Origin of the sequence: Actinomyces bouchesdurhonensis (genome assembly GCF_900128465.1) — a bacterium.
Taxonomy (GTDB): domain Bacteria; phylum Actinomycetota; class Actinomycetes; order Actinomycetales; family Actinomycetaceae; genus Pauljensenia; species Pauljensenia bouchesdurhonensis.
Window position 1 is genome coordinate 403,241 of sequence record NZ_LT635866.1, and the last position, 16,838, is coordinate 420,078.

Consider the following 16,838-nt stretch of genomic DNA (forward strand, 5'->3'; position numbering starts at 1 on the left):
GTTGTTGCTGTTATTCAGGGTTGTTCACCAGTACTTTCGCGGCGCGCACCACGCGGTCTCCGCGGCGGTAGCCACTGGTGAGAACCTGCCCGATGACGGGGTGGTCGACGTCGGCGCTGGTGGTGGCCATGAGGGCGTCGTGCAGCGCGGGGTCGAAGTCCTCGCCCGCGGCGCCGTAGCGCTCCAGCTCGAAGCGCGTCTTGAGCGTGTCCTCGAGTTTCGTGGCGATCGACGCGAAGGGCCCGTCCTGCAGGTCGCCGTGCGCGCGTGCGGCGGCGATGTCGTCGAGGACGCTGATGAGTGATTCGATGACGTCGTCCTGGCCCGCGGTCTTGTGACCGGGGATGGCCTCCTTGGAGCGGCGCACGTAGTTGGCGTACTCCTGGCCCTGGTTGTACAGTTCCGCGTTGGCGCGGGCCAGCTGGTCTTCGACGGCTGCGATGCGTTCGAGGGCCTTGGCGAGGTCAGAGTCCTCGACTTGATCCTCGAAGGCGCTCATGTCGTCGGTCGTCGCTTCGGACGAGGCCTGGGCTGCGTCATCTGCGCCAGGCGCGGTGTCGTTGTTCTCGGATTGACCTGCCGCCTGGCCGACCGGGGCCGACTCGGTGGAGTCGGCCCCGGCGACGTTGGCGTCTTCGTTGGGCGCCGAGAAACCGTTGGTTTCTTCGGTGCTCACTTGTCGTCCTCGTCAACGATTTCGGCGTCCACGACGTCGTCCTGCGCGGGCGCGGACTGGGCTGCGGCCTCGTCGGCCTGCTGCTTGGCGTAGATCTCCTGGCCGATCTTCATGCCGGACTCGGACAGGGTGGCCATCGTGGTCTTCACGGCCTCGATGTCGTCGCCCTTGAGGGCTTCCTTGACGGAGTCGACGTCCTTCTGGACGGCCGCGCGGGTCTCCTCGGAGATCTTGTCGGCCTCGTCCTTGAGCAGCTTCTCCGTCGAGTAGACGGCCTGCTCAGCCTGGTTGCGGGTGTCGGCTTCCTCGCGGCGCTTCTTGTCCTCGGCGGCGTGCTCTTCGGCCTCGCGCACCATGCGGTCGATGTCCTCCTTGGGCAGGGAGGAACCGCCGGTGATGGTCACCGACTGCTCCTTGCCGGTGCCGCGGTCCTTCGCGGAGACGTGGACGATGCCGTTCGCGTCGATGTCGAAGGTGACCTCGATCTGCGGCACGCCACGCGGGGCGGGAGCGATGCCGGACAGCTCGAAGGTGCCGAGCAGCTTGTTGTCGCGGGCGAACTCGCGCTCGCCCTGGTAGACCTGGATGAGCACGGAGGGCTGGCCGTCCTCTGCGGTGGAGAAGATTTCCGAGGCCTTGGTCGGGATCGCGGTGTTGCGGTCGATGAGCTTGGTCATGACGCCGCCCTTGGTCTCGATGCCGAGCGACAGGGGGGTCACGTCGATGAGCAGGACGTCCTTGCGGTCACCCTGGATGACGCCGGCCTGCAGGGCGGCGCCCACGGCGACGACCTCATCGGGGTTGACGCCCTTGTTGGGTTCGCGACCGCCGGTGAGCTCCTTGACGACCTCGGTGACGGCGGGCATACGGGTGGAGCCGCCGACGAGCACGACGTGGTCGATCTCGGAGACGGTCACGCCGGCCTCGGCCATGACGTCACGGAAGGGCTTCTTGGTGCGCTCGAGCAGGTCCGCGGTCAGTTCTTCGAACTTGGCGCGCGTGAGGGTCTCATCCAGGTGGATGGGGCCGTCTGCGGTCATGGACAGGTACTGCAGCGAGATGTTCGTGGAGGTCGCGGAGGACAGTTCCTTCTTCGCCTGCTCGGCGGCTTCCTTGAGGCGCTGGAGGGCGACCGCGTCCTTGGACAGGTCGGCGCCGGTCTTGGCTTTGACCTGGTCGATCAGCCAGTTGACGATGCGCTGATCCCAGTCGTCGCCGCCCAGGTGGTTGTCGCCGGAGGTGGCGCGCACCTGAATGGTGGAGAAGCCGTCGTCATCCTTGCCCACTTCGAGGAGAGACACGTCGAACGTGCCGCCACCGAGGTCGAAGACCAGGATGAGCTCGTCTTCCTTGCCCTTTTCGAGGCCGTAGGCCAGGGCCGCGGCCGTGGGCTCGTTGACGATGCGCTCGACCTTCAGGCCGGCGATCTGTCCGGCGTCCTTGGTGGCCTGACGCTGCGCGTCGTTGAAGTAGGCGGGAACCGTAATGACGGCCTCGGTGACGGGCTCACCCAGGTAGGCCTCGGCGTCCCTCTTCAGCTTCTGGAGGATACGCGCGGAGATTTCCTGCGCGGTGTACTTCTTGCCGTCGATCTCCGTGGTCCAGTCGGTGCCCATGTGGCGCTTGACGGAGGAGATGGTGCGGTCAACGTTGGTGACCGCCTGACGCTTGGCGATCTCGCCGACCAGGACCTCGCCGGTCTTGGAGAAGGCGACGACCGAGGGGGTCGTGCGGGCGCCTTCAGCGTTAGGGATGATGGTGGGTTCGCCGCCTTCGAGGACGGCGATAGCGGAGTTGGTGGTACCGAGGTCGATGCCGACTGCACGTGCCATGGTTGTTGTCCTTTCGTTCACGAGGCCGACCGCGTTTTCGGTGGGCGGCTCGCGTTGGTCTGTGTGGCGCCGGGGTTTCCGGCACATCATTGAGTCTGATGTACTCAACTTTAGGAGCAGGGTTTTTATTCCGCAACCCGTAGCTCTTTAACTTGAGTCTGATGTACTCAACTTTCAATTCATGGTTTTATTCCATCCACACCAACACCAGACCAGGCCCGGCCCTGACCAACCCATCACGATCATACGAAATCACTTCGTAAGTAACGCGAAACCAATACGTTAGAAAATGCAAAGCCTCGTGGTGGCACACCGCACCGACACTCTGGCAGACTAGAGGCACTCTCACCGTTCGAGAGCCACGTCAATCAATGGAGACTTGATGCGCATCACAAACCGACTGGCTGGCAGCCTCCTCGCTGGCCTACTAGCACTTGGAACGGCAGGTCCCGCCTTGGCAGACACTCCCGAAGCCGGCGGCGCCCAGTCCGCCGCCCCCGCCCCCCAGGAAACCTACGACGCACGCTACGCGATCCCCGCAGCCGTACCCGCCTCCAGCGAGGCGAAGGTCGCGCAGTGGCAGGACATGAAGTACGCCATGTTCATCCACTGGGGCGTCTACTCCTCCTACGCAGGCTGGTACAAGGGCGAGAAGCAGGAAGTCGGCTACCCCGAGCAGATCAAGGCATGGGGCCACCAGCAGACCTGGGATCAGCGAATCCCGCTGCAGGGCATCCCCCGCGAGGAGTACCTGGCCACCGCCCAGACCTTCGAGGCCCCCAACTTCGACGCGACCTCGTGGTGTCAGCAGGCCAAGGACAGCGGCATGAAGATGCTGCTCATCACCTCCAAGCACCACGACGGCTTCGCCATGTGGAACACGGCCACCACCGACTACAACTTCACGAAGCAGTCACCCTCCCACCGCGACCCGATCCTCGAACTGTCACAGGCCTGCAACAAGGTCGGCATCAAGTTCGGCCTCTACTTCTCCAACATCGACTGGGAGAAGCAGCCCGAGGACCCCTGGACGAACGCCAACACCCTGGACGAAGAGGGCTACATGGACTACATCCATGCCCAGCTCAAGGAGCTCCTCGGCGGCAAGTATGGCGAAATCACCGAGCTCTGGTATGACATGGGCAAGCCCAACGAAAAGCAGTCCGACCAGCTGCGTCAATGGGCCCACGAGCTCCAGCCGAACATCATGATCAACTCGCGCGTCGGTAACGACCGCGCGGACTTCGAGGTCGGCTGGGACAACGAAATGCAGTCCGAGCAAACCCAGGGGCCCTGGGAGTCGGCCGTCTCGATCTTCCACAAGACCTGGGGCTACGCCAACTGGGACGACGCAGCCCCCACCTACAAGGACACCGGCTACCCGGACTACACCGACGAAGAATGGGACCACATCCAGCAGGTCGACAACACGACTGCGCTGCGCAAGGCCCCGGGCGGAGCCAAGACGAAAACCACCGAGATCGTGGGCAACATGTTCTCGACCGTGGCCCTGGGCGGCCAGTTCCTCTTCAACGTCGGCCCGAAGTTCGACGGCTCCTACGACCCGTGGGACGCCTCGGTCCTGAAGGGCGTCGGCGACTGGAACCGCGCACACCCCGGCATTCTGGGCAACTCGCGCCCGACCCACTACCCCATCGAAACCTGGGGTAAGACCATGGTCGATGACTCCCACATCTACCTGGGCATCGAGAAGTGGCCGGCAGAGGGCACCATCACGCTGCGCGGCGCCGGCGCCAACGACATCTCTTCGGTGAAGCTCGACGGCTCCGACGCGGCTCTGACCTACAAGGTCGAAGGCAACGACCTCGTCATCACCCTGCCCGCACAGCCCGACGAGATCCTCCCCGTCGTCACGGTCACCACGAACGGCACGCCCAACTACGTGCCCACCGGCCTGACCACCATCGGCGAGCAGGCGACCACGATCCCCGCCTCCAGCCTCGAAAAGTTCAAGGCCCCCACCCCCAAGACCGGCGAGACCAGCTTCACGGCATCCATCACCTCGGGCGACAAGGTCGCCTCGGGCGTGACCGTCTCCTTCGATACCGAGGGCTTCACGGACTCCTACGCGAAGTACAAGGTCACCGTCGCCGGCCAGGTCAAAGGCGGCCTGACCGTCGCTGACCTGAAGGCGGGTGTCGGCCCCTTCACGATCGGCCCGAACCAGACCGCTCGCGCCACCCTCGAGTACGACAACCCGGCGTACGTGCTGAAAGGCTTCGGCAAGGACACGACCGTCACCTCGGTCACCGTCAAGGCTGCGACCCTTTCCACGCCCGCCGTCACCGTCGAGCCGTCGAGCGTCGAGGCCGGCAAGACCGTCACCGTGACGGGCACGGGCTTCGCTCCTTCCACTACCGTGACGCTCACGCTGCACTCCGAGCCCGTCGAGGTCGGCGCAGCCACCGCGGACGCCAGCGGCGCGTTCACCNCCCCCACTTACACTTGAAGGATGCGCTGCGACCACTATGACGCCGGAACCTGCCGGTCCTGCTCCCTCCTCCCCCAGCCCTACGAGCGTCAGCTCGCGGGCAAGGAAGAGGCCGTCGCGGCCGCCCTAGCCCCCGTCCCGGGAGCCGACCATCTCCACTGGCTGGCCCCGGCCTCGTCCCCCGAAAGGGGCTTCCGCACGAGCGCCAAACTCGTCGTCGGAGGAACACGTCGCCGCCCCACCCTGGGGATCCTCGGGCATAACCGCCGCGGCGTCGACCTGCCCGGCTGCCCCATCCAGCACCCGGCGATCAACCGCGCGACGCCCGGCCTGAAGCGTTTCATCCGCTCCCTGAACCTCACCCCCTACGACGTTCCCACCAAGCGCGGAGAGCTGAAAAACATCCTCATCACCGTGGGCGAGGGCGAGCGGCTCATGATCCGCTTCGTGCTGCGCACCCGCGAGCGCGTCTCCGACATCCGCCAGGCGCTGCCGCTGCTGCGCGACCTCGTGCCCAGCGCCCACGTCATCACCGCGAACATTCACCCCACGCACGAGGCCATCGTGGAGGGGCCCGACGAGATCATCCTGACGCGCGCCCGTACGCTGGCGCTGTCCGTCGAAGGCCTGGAGCTGGGGCCTCGTTCCTTCGCGCAGACCAACGCGCACGTCGCCTCCGCCCTGTACGAGCAGGCCTCGGTGTGGGCGTCTCGCCCCTTCGCCGACGGACGACTGCCCGAGAGCCTCTGGGACCTGTACTGCGGCGTCGGCGGCTTCGCCCTCGCCTGCGCGCGCGCCGGATTCCCCCGCGTCACCGGCGTCGAGGTATCCTCCGGGGCGATCTCCTCAGCGATCAGCGCCGCACGCCACGCGGGCCTGTCACGGCGTGCTGCCACCTTCATCACGGACGACGCGACCTCGTGGGCGCGCGCCCAGCCCGAGGCGGACGTGCCCGACGTGATCGTCGTGAACCCGCCGCGCCGAGGCATCGGAGCCGACCTGGCCGCCTACCTGGACCAGTGCGGCGCGCCGCGCGTCATCTACTCCTCGTGCAACCCCACGTCGCTCGCCAAGGACCTGGCGGCCATGCCCTCCCTGCGCCCCGTCGAGGGCCGCCTCTTCGACATGTTCCCCCACACGACCCACGCCGAGGTCGCCCTCCTCCTGGAGCGCGCGTCAGCGTAGGTAGCTCCGATCGGACGGCCCGCCCCGGCCTCGTTCCACGTCGAGTGCCACCTCACGACAGGCGAGCGGATCGACTCGCGCCCGGCGCAGTTGCTCCACGCGCTTCCTGTCTGATCCATCTTTACTCCTCGACGGGGAGCACCGTCCACCCGTTCCACGAACCACCCGAGCGCCCAGGTTCACCGCCCCGTACAGTTACAATTGGACCTAACGTTAGGAGAATTATGACCGTCGAACTGATCACCGCCGCCACGCCCGAGCTCCACGAGGCCATGGCGCGCCTCCTCCCCCAGCTGTCCCGCTCCGCCAAGCCCATGAGCGAGGCGGACGTTGAGCGCTTCCTCGCCCAGGGCAGCGTCCACCTCTTCGTGTTCCGCCCGGACGCAGCCGACGACGAAGGCAACCGCCCGATCCTCGGCATGCTGTCGCTGGCCACCTTCGAGATCCCCACTGGCGTGCGCGCGTGGGTGGAGGACGTCGTCGTCGACGAGGCCGCCCGCGGCCAGGGCGCCGGCCAATCCCTCGTGGTAGCCGCCATCGAACACGCGAAGAAGGTCGGCGCGCGCACCGTCGACCTGACGTCACGCCCCTCGCGCGAAGCCGCAAACCGCCTCTACCAGCGCGCCGGCTTCAAACTACGCGAAACCAACGTGTACCGCGTGACGCTCGAGCAGAAGTAAGCACGCGACGCACGCGCTGCTTGCGACCCTAGTGTCATGTGCACCGCATTCGGCGCGTGCGCTGCTTGGGTTGCATGCACTGCACGTGCTCCACGCGTTCTTCGTGTTGCCGCCCGCCCCCGCATGATGCGTGGGCGGGCGCTTCGCGTAGGGTGAGGCCCCCTCACGTGCGCGGCCGGACTGTCCTACCCGAGGGCGGCACTGACCTGGCTGGTGACGTTCCGGATAGGTGACGGCGATCCGGATAGGTTATCGCCACGTGGATAGGTTAATAAGCTATCCGGATGCTCATAACCTATCCAGATAGCAACAACCTATCCGCGTATGCGGGGCGCATCGACACCGCTGGACTATGTCGGACGGCAATGGACGAGAGAGCGCAGCATTGCACGAGCCACGAAGCGGTGCATTGCCTCTTCAACGAGTGCAGTGCCTGCCTCACCAGTGCACGACCGGCGAGCAACAAGCTCAATCACGAATTCCAACCACGCCGCCGGCGTGGACGGCGCCGGAGGGCCGGAGGCCGGAGGAATCAACCCCATCGGTAACGTTCAACCTCGTCGGGTACAAGCCACACCGCAACAAGCATTTTCGTGAATTCAGGGGCCAAGGAGCCGCTCCCAACGCCCGCAGCCCTCGACAGGGCCAAGACTGACCAAAATTCGCACGTAATTTAACACGGTCACTTTTGGAGACCGTCCACAAACGTTGCAATTGCAACGACGTCAGTTCATGGTTTGAAGTAACCGCAAGGGAATTACGTGCGACATCGATGCGGAGAGACGGGTCCTGGCCGGGCTTCAAGGCACGGTCCTGGCCGCGGTGCCGGTGGGCGGCAGCAGGGCCAAGACTGACCAAAAGTCGCACATAATTTCCTGCGGTCACTTTTGGAGACCGTCCACAAACGTTGCAATTGCAACGACGTCAGTTCACGGTTTGAAGTAACCGCAAGGGAATTACGTGCGAAATTGCTAGGCGGTGAGCGATGAGCACGCTAGCGACGAACAGCGACAAGCCTCGCCCGATTGGAGGCCGCCGCAGGGCCTGCAGGGCCTTGCCGCGGTGCCGGTGGGCGGCAGCANGGCGAATGCGACGTCCAGGTAGGTGGTGACGTCTCCGTTGTAGTAGGTGACGGGTCCGACAACCTCGACGGAGAGGAGGCGGCGCACATCAATGCGAACGTCGGCCTCCTCCAAGGCTTCGCGGGCGGCAGCAATCGCGGGTTCCTCGCCCGGGTCAACGATGCCGGTCACGGGAGTCCAGGCGCCGTTATCGGAGCGGCGCACGCACAGGATGTCGACGGCTTCGGGCGCGATGGGGCGCTCCCAGTCGATCGGCGGGCAGCCGGGGGCCGGGCGCCGGATAACGACGGTCNGCCTCGGCGGCCAGGGCGACGATCGCGGGGTCTTCGACGATGCGCCACTTGCGGCCCAGCGGGCTCCACGACTCGGTGCGCACGCCGATCTGCTCGTGGTAGGCCAGTGCGGAGGCCTGCGGGAAGTAGGGGTGCAGCTCGATCTGGTTGACGCTGGGGTACTCGCCGGTCTCGGCGTGCACGCGGTCGAGGTGTTCGGGCAGGAAGTTGCACACGCCGACGGAGCGGATCAGGCCGCGGGCGCGCGCGTCCAGCAGGGCTTGGAAGGCCTCGACGTAGAGGCCGCGCTTGGGGTTGGGCCAGTGGATCAGGTACATGTCCCAGTAGTCCAGGCCGGCGCGCATGAGGGATTCCTCGACGGTGTAGATGGCTTCGTCGTAGCGCTGGTGGCGCCCGGGGAGCTTGGAGACGAGGCGCAGCTCCTCGCGGGGAACACCGCAGCGGCGTACGGCCGCGCCGAGGGCGCCCTCGTTCTCGTAGTTAAAGGCGCTATCCAGCATCCGGTATCCGGCCTCGACCCCAGAAACTATCGCGGACACGCCCGAGGTGCCGCGCAGGTTGTAGGTGCCCAGTGCGATCGCGGGAACGTCCAGGCCGTCGGACAGGGTGTATGCGGGATTCTCGCTCATGAGTCAAGCATAGGCGACGCGGAGCGTCCTACCATGGGGGGTATGGCACAGCTTGAACTGGATGAGGTCCACGCGAACGCGGTGGACTATCAGCATTTCCTTCTTGATTCTCCTTCCCCTTTTCACGCGGCCGAGGTCGTGGCTCAGCGCCTGGTCGACGCTGGGTTTAGGCGCGTCGATGAGAAGGGCGCGTGGGATGCGTCTCCGGGCGGTCACGTGATGGTGCGCGGTGGCGCGGTGGCCGCGTGGTTCGTGCCCGAGACGGTCGCCGATGACGCGGGTTTCCGTATCGTGGGCGCGCATACGGATTCGCCGGCGTTTTCGGTGAAGCCGTCGGTGCAGTCGACGACGCCGGATGGCTGGGGCCAGATTGACGTCGAGGTGTACGGCGGCATGATGTGGAATTCGTGGCTGGATCGCGAGTTGACGCTGGCGGGTCGCCTGGTTTTGACGAATGGCGAGGTGGTGTTGGCGCGCACGGGTCCGATTGCGCGTATCCCGCAGCTGGCGATCCACCTGGATCGTGAGGTGAATCCGGTGGGGTTGAAGCTGGATCCGCAACAGCACCTGCATCCGATGTGGACGGTCGATAACCCGACCGGCAGCGTGTTGGAGATTGTCGCTCGCACGGCGGGCCTGGAGGATGCTTCCCAGATCGCAGCTTTTGACCTGATTTTGACCCCCAGCCAGGGGCCGGGTTTTTTCGGCGACAAGGGTCAGTTCGTGGCCGCGTCGCGTCAGGACAATCTGTCGAGTGTGCATCCGGGCCTGGTGGCCCTGGAGCGCCTCGCCGCGGCGGGTGCGCCCGCGGGCGGGGACGTCACGGNGCGCTCAGGGCTTTGGCGACGGCGCGGCGGAAGCGGTCGTTCATGGGAGGGAGCTGGTCGCCGCGGAAGAACGCGGTCTCGCTGTTTTCCCCGTCGGCGGGGCTCGGTTCGCCGCTCACCCACTCAGCGGCGAATGCGACGTCCAGGTAGGTGGTGACGTCTCCGTTGTAGTAGGTGACGGGTCCGACAACCTCGACGGAGAGGAGGCGGCGCACATCAATGCGAACGTCGGCCTCCTCCAAGGCTTCGCGGGCGGCAGCAATCGCGGGTTCCTCGCCCGGGTCAACGATGCCGGTCACGGGAGTCCAGGCGCCGTTATCGGAGCGGCGCACGCACAGGATGTCGACGGCTTCGGGCGCGATGGGGCGCTCCCAGTCGATCGGCGGGCAGCCGGGGGCCGGGCGCAGGATAACGACGGTCGTGCCGGGCATCCACAGGGGCGCGTGGCCGACGTGTCGACGCAGCTCAAGGACGAAGTCGGGGGTAGCCATGGCCCTAGTCTAAAGCGTTCACAGGAACGAAGTGATCATCGGCAAGAGCAGTATCTTGACGATGATCGCGAAAGCGAAAAGGGTCGCGTAGGCCGCCTCGATGCGCTCGTCGGTGACGCGGGCGTCGGCGGCCTGCAGCACGGCTGGCTGTCCGAGGAAGCCGGCGACACCGCCGGCGGCGCGCGGCGCAGACAGGCCGATAAACTTCGCGCCCAGGGCCTGGAGGACGCAGCACACGAGAACCATGACGGCGGCGAGGACGGCGGCGCGCCAACCGTCAGGGCTGCCGAGCAGGCTCGCAAACTGCGGGCCTGCGTTGAGGCCGAGAGCCGCGAGGAAAAGCATGAGGCCAATCTGACGGATCGTCAGGTTCGCCGCGGCGGGCAGGGTCCACACGAGCGGACCCGTGCGGCGCAGAGCACCCAGCAACATGCCGACGATCAGGGGGCCCGCCGCGGCTCCCAGCTGGAATCCCTGTCCGCCGGGCAGCGGGAAGGACACGATACCCAGGAGCAGACCGAGGACCAGGCCGATGCCGAACGCCATGCCGTCAACCTCGGCGACTCGCCGCTCAGAGTCACCCAGCCACTGCGCGATGTCGTCGAGTTCATCCGTGGGGACGACGACAGCGACGTGGTCGCCGAGCTGCAGGTCGAGGTCGTCACGAGCCAGGAGGTCCAGGTCGCCTCTACGCACTCGGGTGATGACGGCTCCGAATCGCTTCGTAACGTTGAGTTCCGACACGCTTCGCCCTGCGACGTCAGGGTTAGAGACGACGATACGTTCAAAAGCCAGGTCGGACCGATCATCCTCGAGGTTATGGTCGAGGATTTCGCCGACCAGGGGAGCGGCGTCTTTGATCGACGCGGGGTCGCCAACCATGACGACATGGTCGCCTGGCAGAAGGTCTTCGCCGGGCGCGATGACGCGCGTACGATCACCGCGGCGCAGGTAGGACAGACGCACGCGCTGCTCGCGCCACGCGGTGATGTCACGCGTGTTGATCTGCTTGGAGATATGAACGCTGACAGCCTCGAGCGACGCGCCCGCGAGGGAGGGCGTGTCCTTGGGACCCAGCCACTTCCTCGTGACGGTGATCGTCACGATGAGAATGCCCCCGATGACGCCGATCGGATAGCCGAACGCATAACCGACGGCTGCGTTCGCGTCGCCCGTGAGCCGCGTCGCCGTATCCAGGGCGGGCGCCGCCGTCAATGCTCCCGTGAAGAGGCCCGAGGCGAGGCCAGAGGACAGGCCGAGAAGGCGACCACCGACGAAAGTAATAACTGCACCAACGACGCAGACGAGCGTGGTGAGGGCCAGGAGGTTCGTCTGCTTGCGCAGGTCCTGAAAGAACGTCGCACCAGCGGAAATGCCGACGCAGTACACGAAGAATGCGAGGCCCATTGACTGGACGATCGACATGTGCGTGCTGACAACCTCGGGATGGATGGCGGAGACCGTCAGACCAACGAAGAGAGCACCCGCCGCACCGAAACGAAGGGGACCGATCCGGATCGCCCCAATCGCCGCGCCCAACGCGACGACGACAAACAGCGCGAGCAGGGGTGACGACGAAAAGAGAGCTGCCATACCTTTCAGGGTACCTGTCACCCCGCACGGCAGGCGTGATGTCCCGAACGAATACCTCGTTATAACGCTCACGACGATGGGTATAGACTGCTTTCAGAAACTGAAAGGACGGTCATGTCGCAACCAGTACCCGGATGGTACCCAGATCCCGCTGGCAGCCAGCGCCTGCGCTGGTGGAACGGTGGGCAGTGGATCGATCAGTACCAGCCCATGCCCGGCGTCACCGTGCAGGGTGCGCCCGCCCAGCACGGTACGCCCACCCCGAACAACCAGCAGGGCGTCCCCGGACCGCGCTTCCAGCAGGGCGTGCCAGGTCCCCAGGGCGCACCCCAGCAGCGCCAGCAGGGCGTGCCAGGCCCNCTTCGAGCGGATGCTGGCGGCTTCGTCGTGTGTGAGTGCAGACGCGGCGCATTCGGTGCATCCGAACTACGCGGGCCATCATGATCCGGATAACCGCCCGGTGATGGGGCGTGGCCCGGTCATCAAGATCAATTCGAAGCAGCGTTACGCGACGGACGGCGAGGGCATTGCCTTGTGGAATCGGGCGTGCGCGGCGGCGGGTGTGCCTTCGCAGAGTTTCGTGGGCAACAACGCGATGCCATGTGGTACGACGATTGGCCCGATCACGGCGTCCCGCCTGGGGATTTTGACGGTGGATGTGGGCGTGGGCTTGTTGTCGATGCATTCGGCGCGCGAGATGAGCCATATCGATGATCTGCTGATGCTGTCGAAGGCACTCGCGGCGTACTGGCGCGGCGCCTGAGCGCCCGGATCGNCCAACAGGGCGTGCCAGGTCCCCAGGGCCTACACCAGCAGCGCCAACAGGGCGTGCCAGGCCCACAGGGCCAACCCCAGCAGCGCCAACAGGGCGTGCCAGGTCCCCAGGGCGCACCCCAGCAGCGCCAACAGGGCGTGCCAGGCCCACAGAGCGCACCCCAGCAGGGCGCACCCCAGCAGCGCCAACATACCCAGGCAACCATTCCGGGCGCGTCCCAGCCGGGAATGCGCACCCAGCGCAGTATGCCCACCCCGAACAACCAGCAGGGCATCCCCGGGTCCCGCTTCCAGCAGGGCATGCCAGGCCCACAGAGCGCACCCCAGCAGCGCCAGCAGGGCGTGCCAGGCCCACAGGGCCAACCCCAGCAGCGCCAGCAGGAGCAGGCCGCCACCCGGGACACGTCTGCGAAGAAGACGCGGCACATGCCCTCCGCGAAGCCGGCACCAACGGTGTCCTCCGATCCCTATAACGCCACAGGTACCAAGCCGACGTTCGATAGTTCCGACGACGCTTCCTCCGATAAGACGGACAAGAAGAAGCAGAAGTCCAGTTCCGGTAAGGGCTGGCTCATCGGCACGGCAGCAGCATGGATCGCGGTCATTGCTCTTGCCGTGACCTCCATCTACGTGGGAACGATGTTCAAGAGTGCCCGCGCCGACCTCGCTCAGGCCGAATCCGAGCACAGCACCGCGCAGAGCGAGCTCGACCAGGCGAACTCTGATCTACAGCAGGCGAACAAGGACCTCGAGGAGGCACAGAAGTGAGCAGCACAACGTCGCAGGCGCATTCGACGTCGCGCGTTTTTAAAATTCTCACGATTGTCGGGGTGGCCTTGGCCATCTGCCTGATGATCACGTCAGGCTTGCTCGGGTATGGGACCTACGCGGCGTCGAACAAGGCGACGCAGACGCGCGCCGACACGGAGTCTTTACACGCCCAGAAGAAGACCACCGAGACTGAGACAGCAACCGTACGTACGCAGGTGACTGCTGCGAAGAACTCTTCGGCGGCCACGACATGGTGCGACGGCTTAACCTCCGACCAATCAGACATCACGATGCTCGACAATAAGAGCCTGGAGCTGAAGAACAAGTCCCAGAGTGAGCTTGATGCCATCGCAGCGCAGTGCCCAGCAAAGAAGGCTTTCATCGAAGCCTTCCGCGACGCGCCCTCGAATCTTTTCCTTGGCAAGGTGACTGATTGCACGCCAACAGACAACGGTTTGACAATGTCGGGTTCTCTGACCCTGAATGGAGACTCTTTGACAAGCGTGGGAGACCTTCAGGTCACTCTCAATCTCTTTGTCACTGCTTCGACACCGACGAGTTCCGACAAACCTCTTGGGACGACTACGCTCACGATTTCGGGCGGGTCGGGCACATTCAGTCAAACGCTGCCCGATCCCGGCATCTCGAGCGGTCACTGCAACGCCGTTGCGACAAATGTGTGGCCGGTGGGACTCTGATTCCATCGTTGCCCGCTAGTCGCAGGGCAGCTAGACTTCCTGACCAGGTATTCGACTTGTTGTAACCCGAGAGAGAGTAACGATGAGTGTGCCCGTGCAAGGCTGGTATCCCGACCCCACCGGCGCCACACAGCTTCGGTGGTGGGACGGGAGTTCCTGGACCGACGTCACGACGCCCAACGCGGCGCGAGCGAGCGATGCCAACACACCTGAAGTCTGCGTGCCGGACGAGGCCTTGGTCTCGTCGCACGGGAATAGTCAGATTCCGCTCCCGGGACACGCGCCCGACAACCCCTCACCCTGGGAGGAAACCCCGGCCTCGTCAACGACTTCGAGGACCCCTAAGCCCGGCGATCACGGACCCGCACGATCAGGAACGCTCCGTTGGACGCTCGCGTGCGTCGCCTCGTGGATGCTCGTTGCTACCTTCGTCGGTGTCCTCGTCTTCGCATGGTCACATTTGGGTGCATCCGGTGCGATCTATGACGACGCGAAGGAGCATGCACGAAGCGCGCAGCAGGAACGCGACTCCGCCCAGTCCACGCTCGATGACATTAACCGCCAGATCGAGGAGGCCGAGAAGTGAGTACTGTTCCCGTTCCTGTGCGAGCAGCGACCGTCGCCGGCACGATCCTCGCCGTCATCTTCATCACCTTGTCCGCTGTCGTTGGTGGCGTGAACGTGTGGCGGACACGCTCCGCGGCAACCTACGAGGCCGAGGCCAGCCAGGCCGTATCCGAGAAGGCCGCCATCGACCAGCAGATTATTGAGGCCCAGACCCACCTCGAGGCCGCTAACGCCCACAGAGACGCCACCGCCTGGTGCGCGTCGGTCACACGCGACAAGGCGGGTTCGATGCGCGATGTCGTCAAGTCCTATGATTCGGCGACACAAGCCGTTAAGGAGGCCATCCACGCCCAATGCGCCGACAAGGAGTCCCTAGCCAACGCGCAGCGCACACTGTCGGACTCTGACTTTTCTATTGCGATCGGGACATGCACGACCGACCAAGTCACGACGACGATGAGCGGCACGTTGACGATGACACAGTCGAGTTCCGTCGCATCCTTCGGTGACCTTGATGTCACGATTATCGGGTACACGGTTGACAAGGACGCGTCTTTTAACCCTTCCTCCCCCTACCAGGGGTCCACGACCGCGACACTGACACCCGGGACGCCTCTCACCTTCACTGTGTCGGTACCCTATGATCCGCAGATGTCCGCCACATCCGAGTGTGGCGCGACCATGACCTCGTGGTGGCCTTCAAGCATGTAGTGCACCGCGTGGCCTGTCCTCACACCGATCACTGCCATGCCATATGGCATTGCTGCACCGATCGCGTGAGTTGACGATCACACACGTGTGCCACGAAAGACACCACTGACCCTTCATTTAATTTTAACTTTTCATAGAATTTACGGGACACAGTGAAAGGAGCTTCCTCGTGAGCAACCCTATCCCTGGCTGGTACCCAGACCCAGCCGGTTCCCCCCAGCTGCGCTGGTGGGACGGCGGCCAGTGGACCGACCAATTCCAGCCTGATCCCGGCGCACAAGCACCCAGCTCTGCTCCCGGCGGCTTTCCCGGCGACGCTGGTTCCCAGAAGAACGGCAACGCTGGCACCGCCCAGGGCTACGCCCCCATGGCATCTAGCGCGCCCTCCGGCTATCCCGGCAACGTGGGAGCACAGGGCTACGGAGCTTCCGCAACGAACTCTGCCTCCGGCAACGCCGGCACCGCCCAGGGCCACTCCCCCATGGCATCTAGCGCGCCCTCCGGCTATCCCGGCAACGTGGGAGCACAGGGCTACGGAGCTTCCGCAACGAACTCTGCCTCCGGCAACGCTGGACCCAGGGGCACCTTCAACGCAAGCACCGCGACCAACAGATACCCCTTAGGCACTCGGCCCAACGCTCCCGCCAAGCCCTCCGGTCCCAAGACGACGACCGGTCAGATCATCACCTCCATCGTGCTGGTCTGCCTGACCCTCGCTTTTGGCGTCGGCGCGCTCATCGGCACGAAGAGCTACGTATCCCACAACAAGGAATACAAGCAGGCTCAGCAGGAGCTGAACCAGGCGAAGGAAGATCTCCAATCGATCCAGGAGTCAAGCAAGTGAGTACAAGCGTCACCCCTGCGCCTACGGCCCCCAAGAAGAACCCGACCATGACCATGGTCAACCGCATTCTGCTCGTCCTCGCGATCCTCGTCGGGGTCGCAGCCGCGGTCATGATTACCCTCAGCGTTATGCGTTCCGTCGCCACCGAGAACACGCGCAAGGAGACGGAATCGACGCGCCAGCAGGCAGCGGACCTGTACGCCACCAACTGGTGTAACCAGATCACCGCTGATAACGCCTCGAACATTTCTTCGCGCTACGCCGACTACAGTTCGGCCGATAAGACGAAGTCAGCCGCCATCGACAGTCGTTGCCCCAAGCGCGTTGAGGTCGCGCAGGTGGTCAGCACCTTTAGCGCGAGTGACGATTTTAAGATCAGCGACAAGTCGTGCACGATGAACGCGGATGGCAAGTCCGTCTCCTGCGCCGCGGAAGTCACGGTCACTGACTCTGATCTGGTCGCCAAGCTCCCCGATTTCTCCTCCGTCGACGTGACACTCAAGATGACCTACTCGGATAGCGGCCTGTCGTTCATGCCCCCGAAGCACACCGAAGACAACGTCGCAATCGTCAAGGTCGATTCGGACGGCAAGGGCACAGCCGTGTTCCAGGCCCCCTACGATTCGTCGTGGGGCGATTACTACAGTTTCGCGGTCACCTCGTTCTTCCCGAACGAGTAGGCCCGCAGCTTTCACCACTGGTCCCGTCGTCCCATGGGCGGCGGGACCAGTCG

15 protein-coding genes and 4 pseudogenes are annotated in these 16,838 nt (G+C 64.8%); 12 read left to right on the forward strand and 7 right to left on the reverse strand.

What is annotated here, in order from left to right:
- Positions 1-10: 10 nt before the first annotated feature.
- Positions 11-676 carry a nucleotide exchange factor GrpE gene (locus tag BQ7477_RS04255; RefSeq protein ID WP_073982922.1) on the reverse strand — a complete coding sequence of 222 codons (666 nt, stop codon included), beginning with the start codon at positions 674-676 and terminating at the stop codon, positions 11-13.
- Complete coding sequence (gene dnaK, locus BQ7477_RS04260; RefSeq protein WP_073982923.1) at positions 673-2,508, reverse strand: molecular chaperone DnaK; 1,836 nt, start codon at positions 2,506-2,508, stop codon at positions 673-675. The genes BQ7477_RS04255 and dnaK overlap by 4 nt, the downstream gene beginning before the upstream one ends.
- A 598-nt stretch (positions 2,509-3,106) precedes the next feature.
- Between dnaK and BQ7477_RS04265 the strand changes: the two genes are divergently transcribed.
- From BQ7477_RS04265 to BQ7477_RS04275, 3 genes are all read left to right on the forward strand, one after another.
- Positions 3,107-4,978: an alpha-L-fucosidase gene (locus BQ7477_RS04265; RefSeq protein WP_478209455.1), complete on the forward strand. Its 1,872-nt coding sequence runs from the start codon at positions 3,107-3,109 to the stop codon at positions 4,976-4,978.
- 3 nt (positions 4,979-4,981) lie between these two features.
- A complete protein-coding gene (locus BQ7477_RS04270; protein ID WP_073982924.1) occupies positions 4,982-6,145 on the forward strand; it encodes a class I SAM-dependent methyltransferase in 1,164 nt (387 codons plus the stop codon).
- Positions 6,146-6,369: 224 nt separating this feature from the next.
- Positions 6,370-6,825 carry a GNAT family N-acetyltransferase gene (locus tag BQ7477_RS04275; RefSeq protein WP_073982925.1) on the forward strand — a complete coding sequence of 152 codons (456 nt, stop codon included), beginning with the start codon at positions 6,370-6,372 and terminating at the stop codon, positions 6,823-6,825.
- Positions 6,826-7,907: 1,082 nt separating this feature from the next.
- Here BQ7477_RS04275 and BQ7477_RS12760 read toward each other — a convergent pair.
- A pseudogene (locus BQ7477_RS12760) lies at positions 7,908-8,213 on the reverse strand (NUDIX domain-containing protein); the annotation flags it as partial.
- Positions 8,206-8,829 (reverse strand): annotated as a pseudogene (locus BQ7477_RS04285) (aldo/keto reductase); the annotation flags it as partial. The pseudogenes BQ7477_RS12760 and BQ7477_RS04285, both read right to left, overlap by 8 nt.
- A gap of 42 nt (positions 8,830-8,871) precedes the next feature.
- Between BQ7477_RS04285 and BQ7477_RS04290 the strand changes: the two are divergent.
- Positions 8,872-9,654: pseudogene (locus BQ7477_RS04290) on the forward strand (zinc-binding metallopeptidase family protein); the annotation flags it as partial.
- Here the strand turns inward: BQ7477_RS04290 and BQ7477_RS04295 are convergent.
- Both BQ7477_RS04295 and BQ7477_RS04300 read right to left on the reverse strand, forming a co-directional pair.
- Positions 9,650-10,147, reverse strand: coding sequence for an NUDIX domain-containing protein (locus BQ7477_RS04295; RefSeq protein WP_073982926.1), 498 nt, complete (start codon positions 10,145-10,147; stop codon positions 9,650-9,652). The pseudogene BQ7477_RS04290 and the gene BQ7477_RS04295 sit on opposite strands and share 5 nt — an antisense overlap.
- 18 nt (positions 10,148-10,165) lie before the next feature.
- Positions 10,166-11,740 (reverse strand): aspartate:alanine exchanger family transporter, encoded by a 1,575-nt coding sequence (locus BQ7477_RS04300; protein ID WP_073983010.1) that lies wholly within the window; start codon positions 11,738-11,740, stop codon positions 10,166-10,168.
- Positions 11,741-11,854: 114 nt separating this feature from the next.
- Between BQ7477_RS04300 and BQ7477_RS12345 the strand changes: the two genes are divergently transcribed.
- Positions 11,855-12,184 carry a DUF2510 domain-containing protein gene (locus BQ7477_RS12345; RefSeq protein WP_084795664.1) on the forward strand — a complete coding sequence of 110 codons (330 nt, stop codon included), beginning with the start codon at positions 11,855-11,857 and terminating at the stop codon, positions 12,182-12,184.
- Positions 12,102-12,503: pseudogene (locus BQ7477_RS04310) on the forward strand (M18 family aminopeptidase); the annotation flags it as partial. The gene BQ7477_RS12345 and the pseudogene BQ7477_RS04310, both read left to right, overlap by 83 nt.
- A 41-nt stretch (positions 12,504-12,544) precedes the next feature.
- Here the strand turns inward: BQ7477_RS04310 and BQ7477_RS04315 are convergent.
- Complete coding sequence (locus BQ7477_RS04315) at positions 12,545-12,940, reverse strand: hypothetical protein (protein WP_073982928.1); 396 nt, start codon at positions 12,938-12,940, stop codon at positions 12,545-12,547.
- Here BQ7477_RS04315 and BQ7477_RS04320 point away from each other — a divergent pair, their 5' ends adjacent.
- From BQ7477_RS04320 to BQ7477_RS04345, 6 genes are all read left to right on the forward strand, one after another.
- A complete protein-coding gene (locus tag BQ7477_RS04320) occupies positions 12,941-13,282 on the forward strand; it encodes a hypothetical protein (RefSeq protein ID WP_073982929.1) in 342 nt (113 codons plus the stop codon).
- Complete coding sequence (locus tag BQ7477_RS04325) at positions 13,279-13,983, forward strand: hypothetical protein (protein WP_073982930.1); 705 nt, start codon at positions 13,279-13,281, stop codon at positions 13,981-13,983. Before BQ7477_RS04320 ends, BQ7477_RS04325 begins: the two co-directional genes overlap by 4 nt.
- Positions 13,984-14,065: 82 nt before the next feature.
- Positions 14,066-14,569 carry a DUF2510 domain-containing protein gene (locus tag BQ7477_RS04330; RefSeq protein ID WP_073982931.1) on the forward strand — a complete coding sequence of 168 codons (504 nt, stop codon included), beginning with the start codon at positions 14,066-14,068 and terminating at the stop codon, positions 14,567-14,569.
- Positions 14,566-15,261 carry a hypothetical protein gene (locus BQ7477_RS04335; protein ID WP_073982932.1) on the forward strand — a complete coding sequence of 232 codons (696 nt, stop codon included), beginning with the start codon at positions 14,566-14,568 and terminating at the stop codon, positions 15,259-15,261. The genes BQ7477_RS04330 and BQ7477_RS04335 overlap by 4 nt, the downstream gene beginning before the upstream one ends.
- 169 nt (positions 15,262-15,430) lie before the next feature.
- Positions 15,431-16,105, forward strand: coding sequence for a DUF2510 domain-containing protein (locus BQ7477_RS11065; protein WP_084795644.1), 675 nt, complete (start codon positions 15,431-15,433; stop codon positions 16,103-16,105).
- Positions 16,102-16,785 (forward strand): hypothetical protein, encoded by a 684-nt coding sequence (locus BQ7477_RS04345; protein ID WP_073982933.1) that lies wholly within the window; start codon positions 16,102-16,104, stop codon positions 16,783-16,785. The genes BQ7477_RS11065 and BQ7477_RS04345 overlap by 4 nt, the downstream gene beginning before the upstream one ends.
- Positions 16,786-16,838 lie beyond the last annotated feature (53 nt).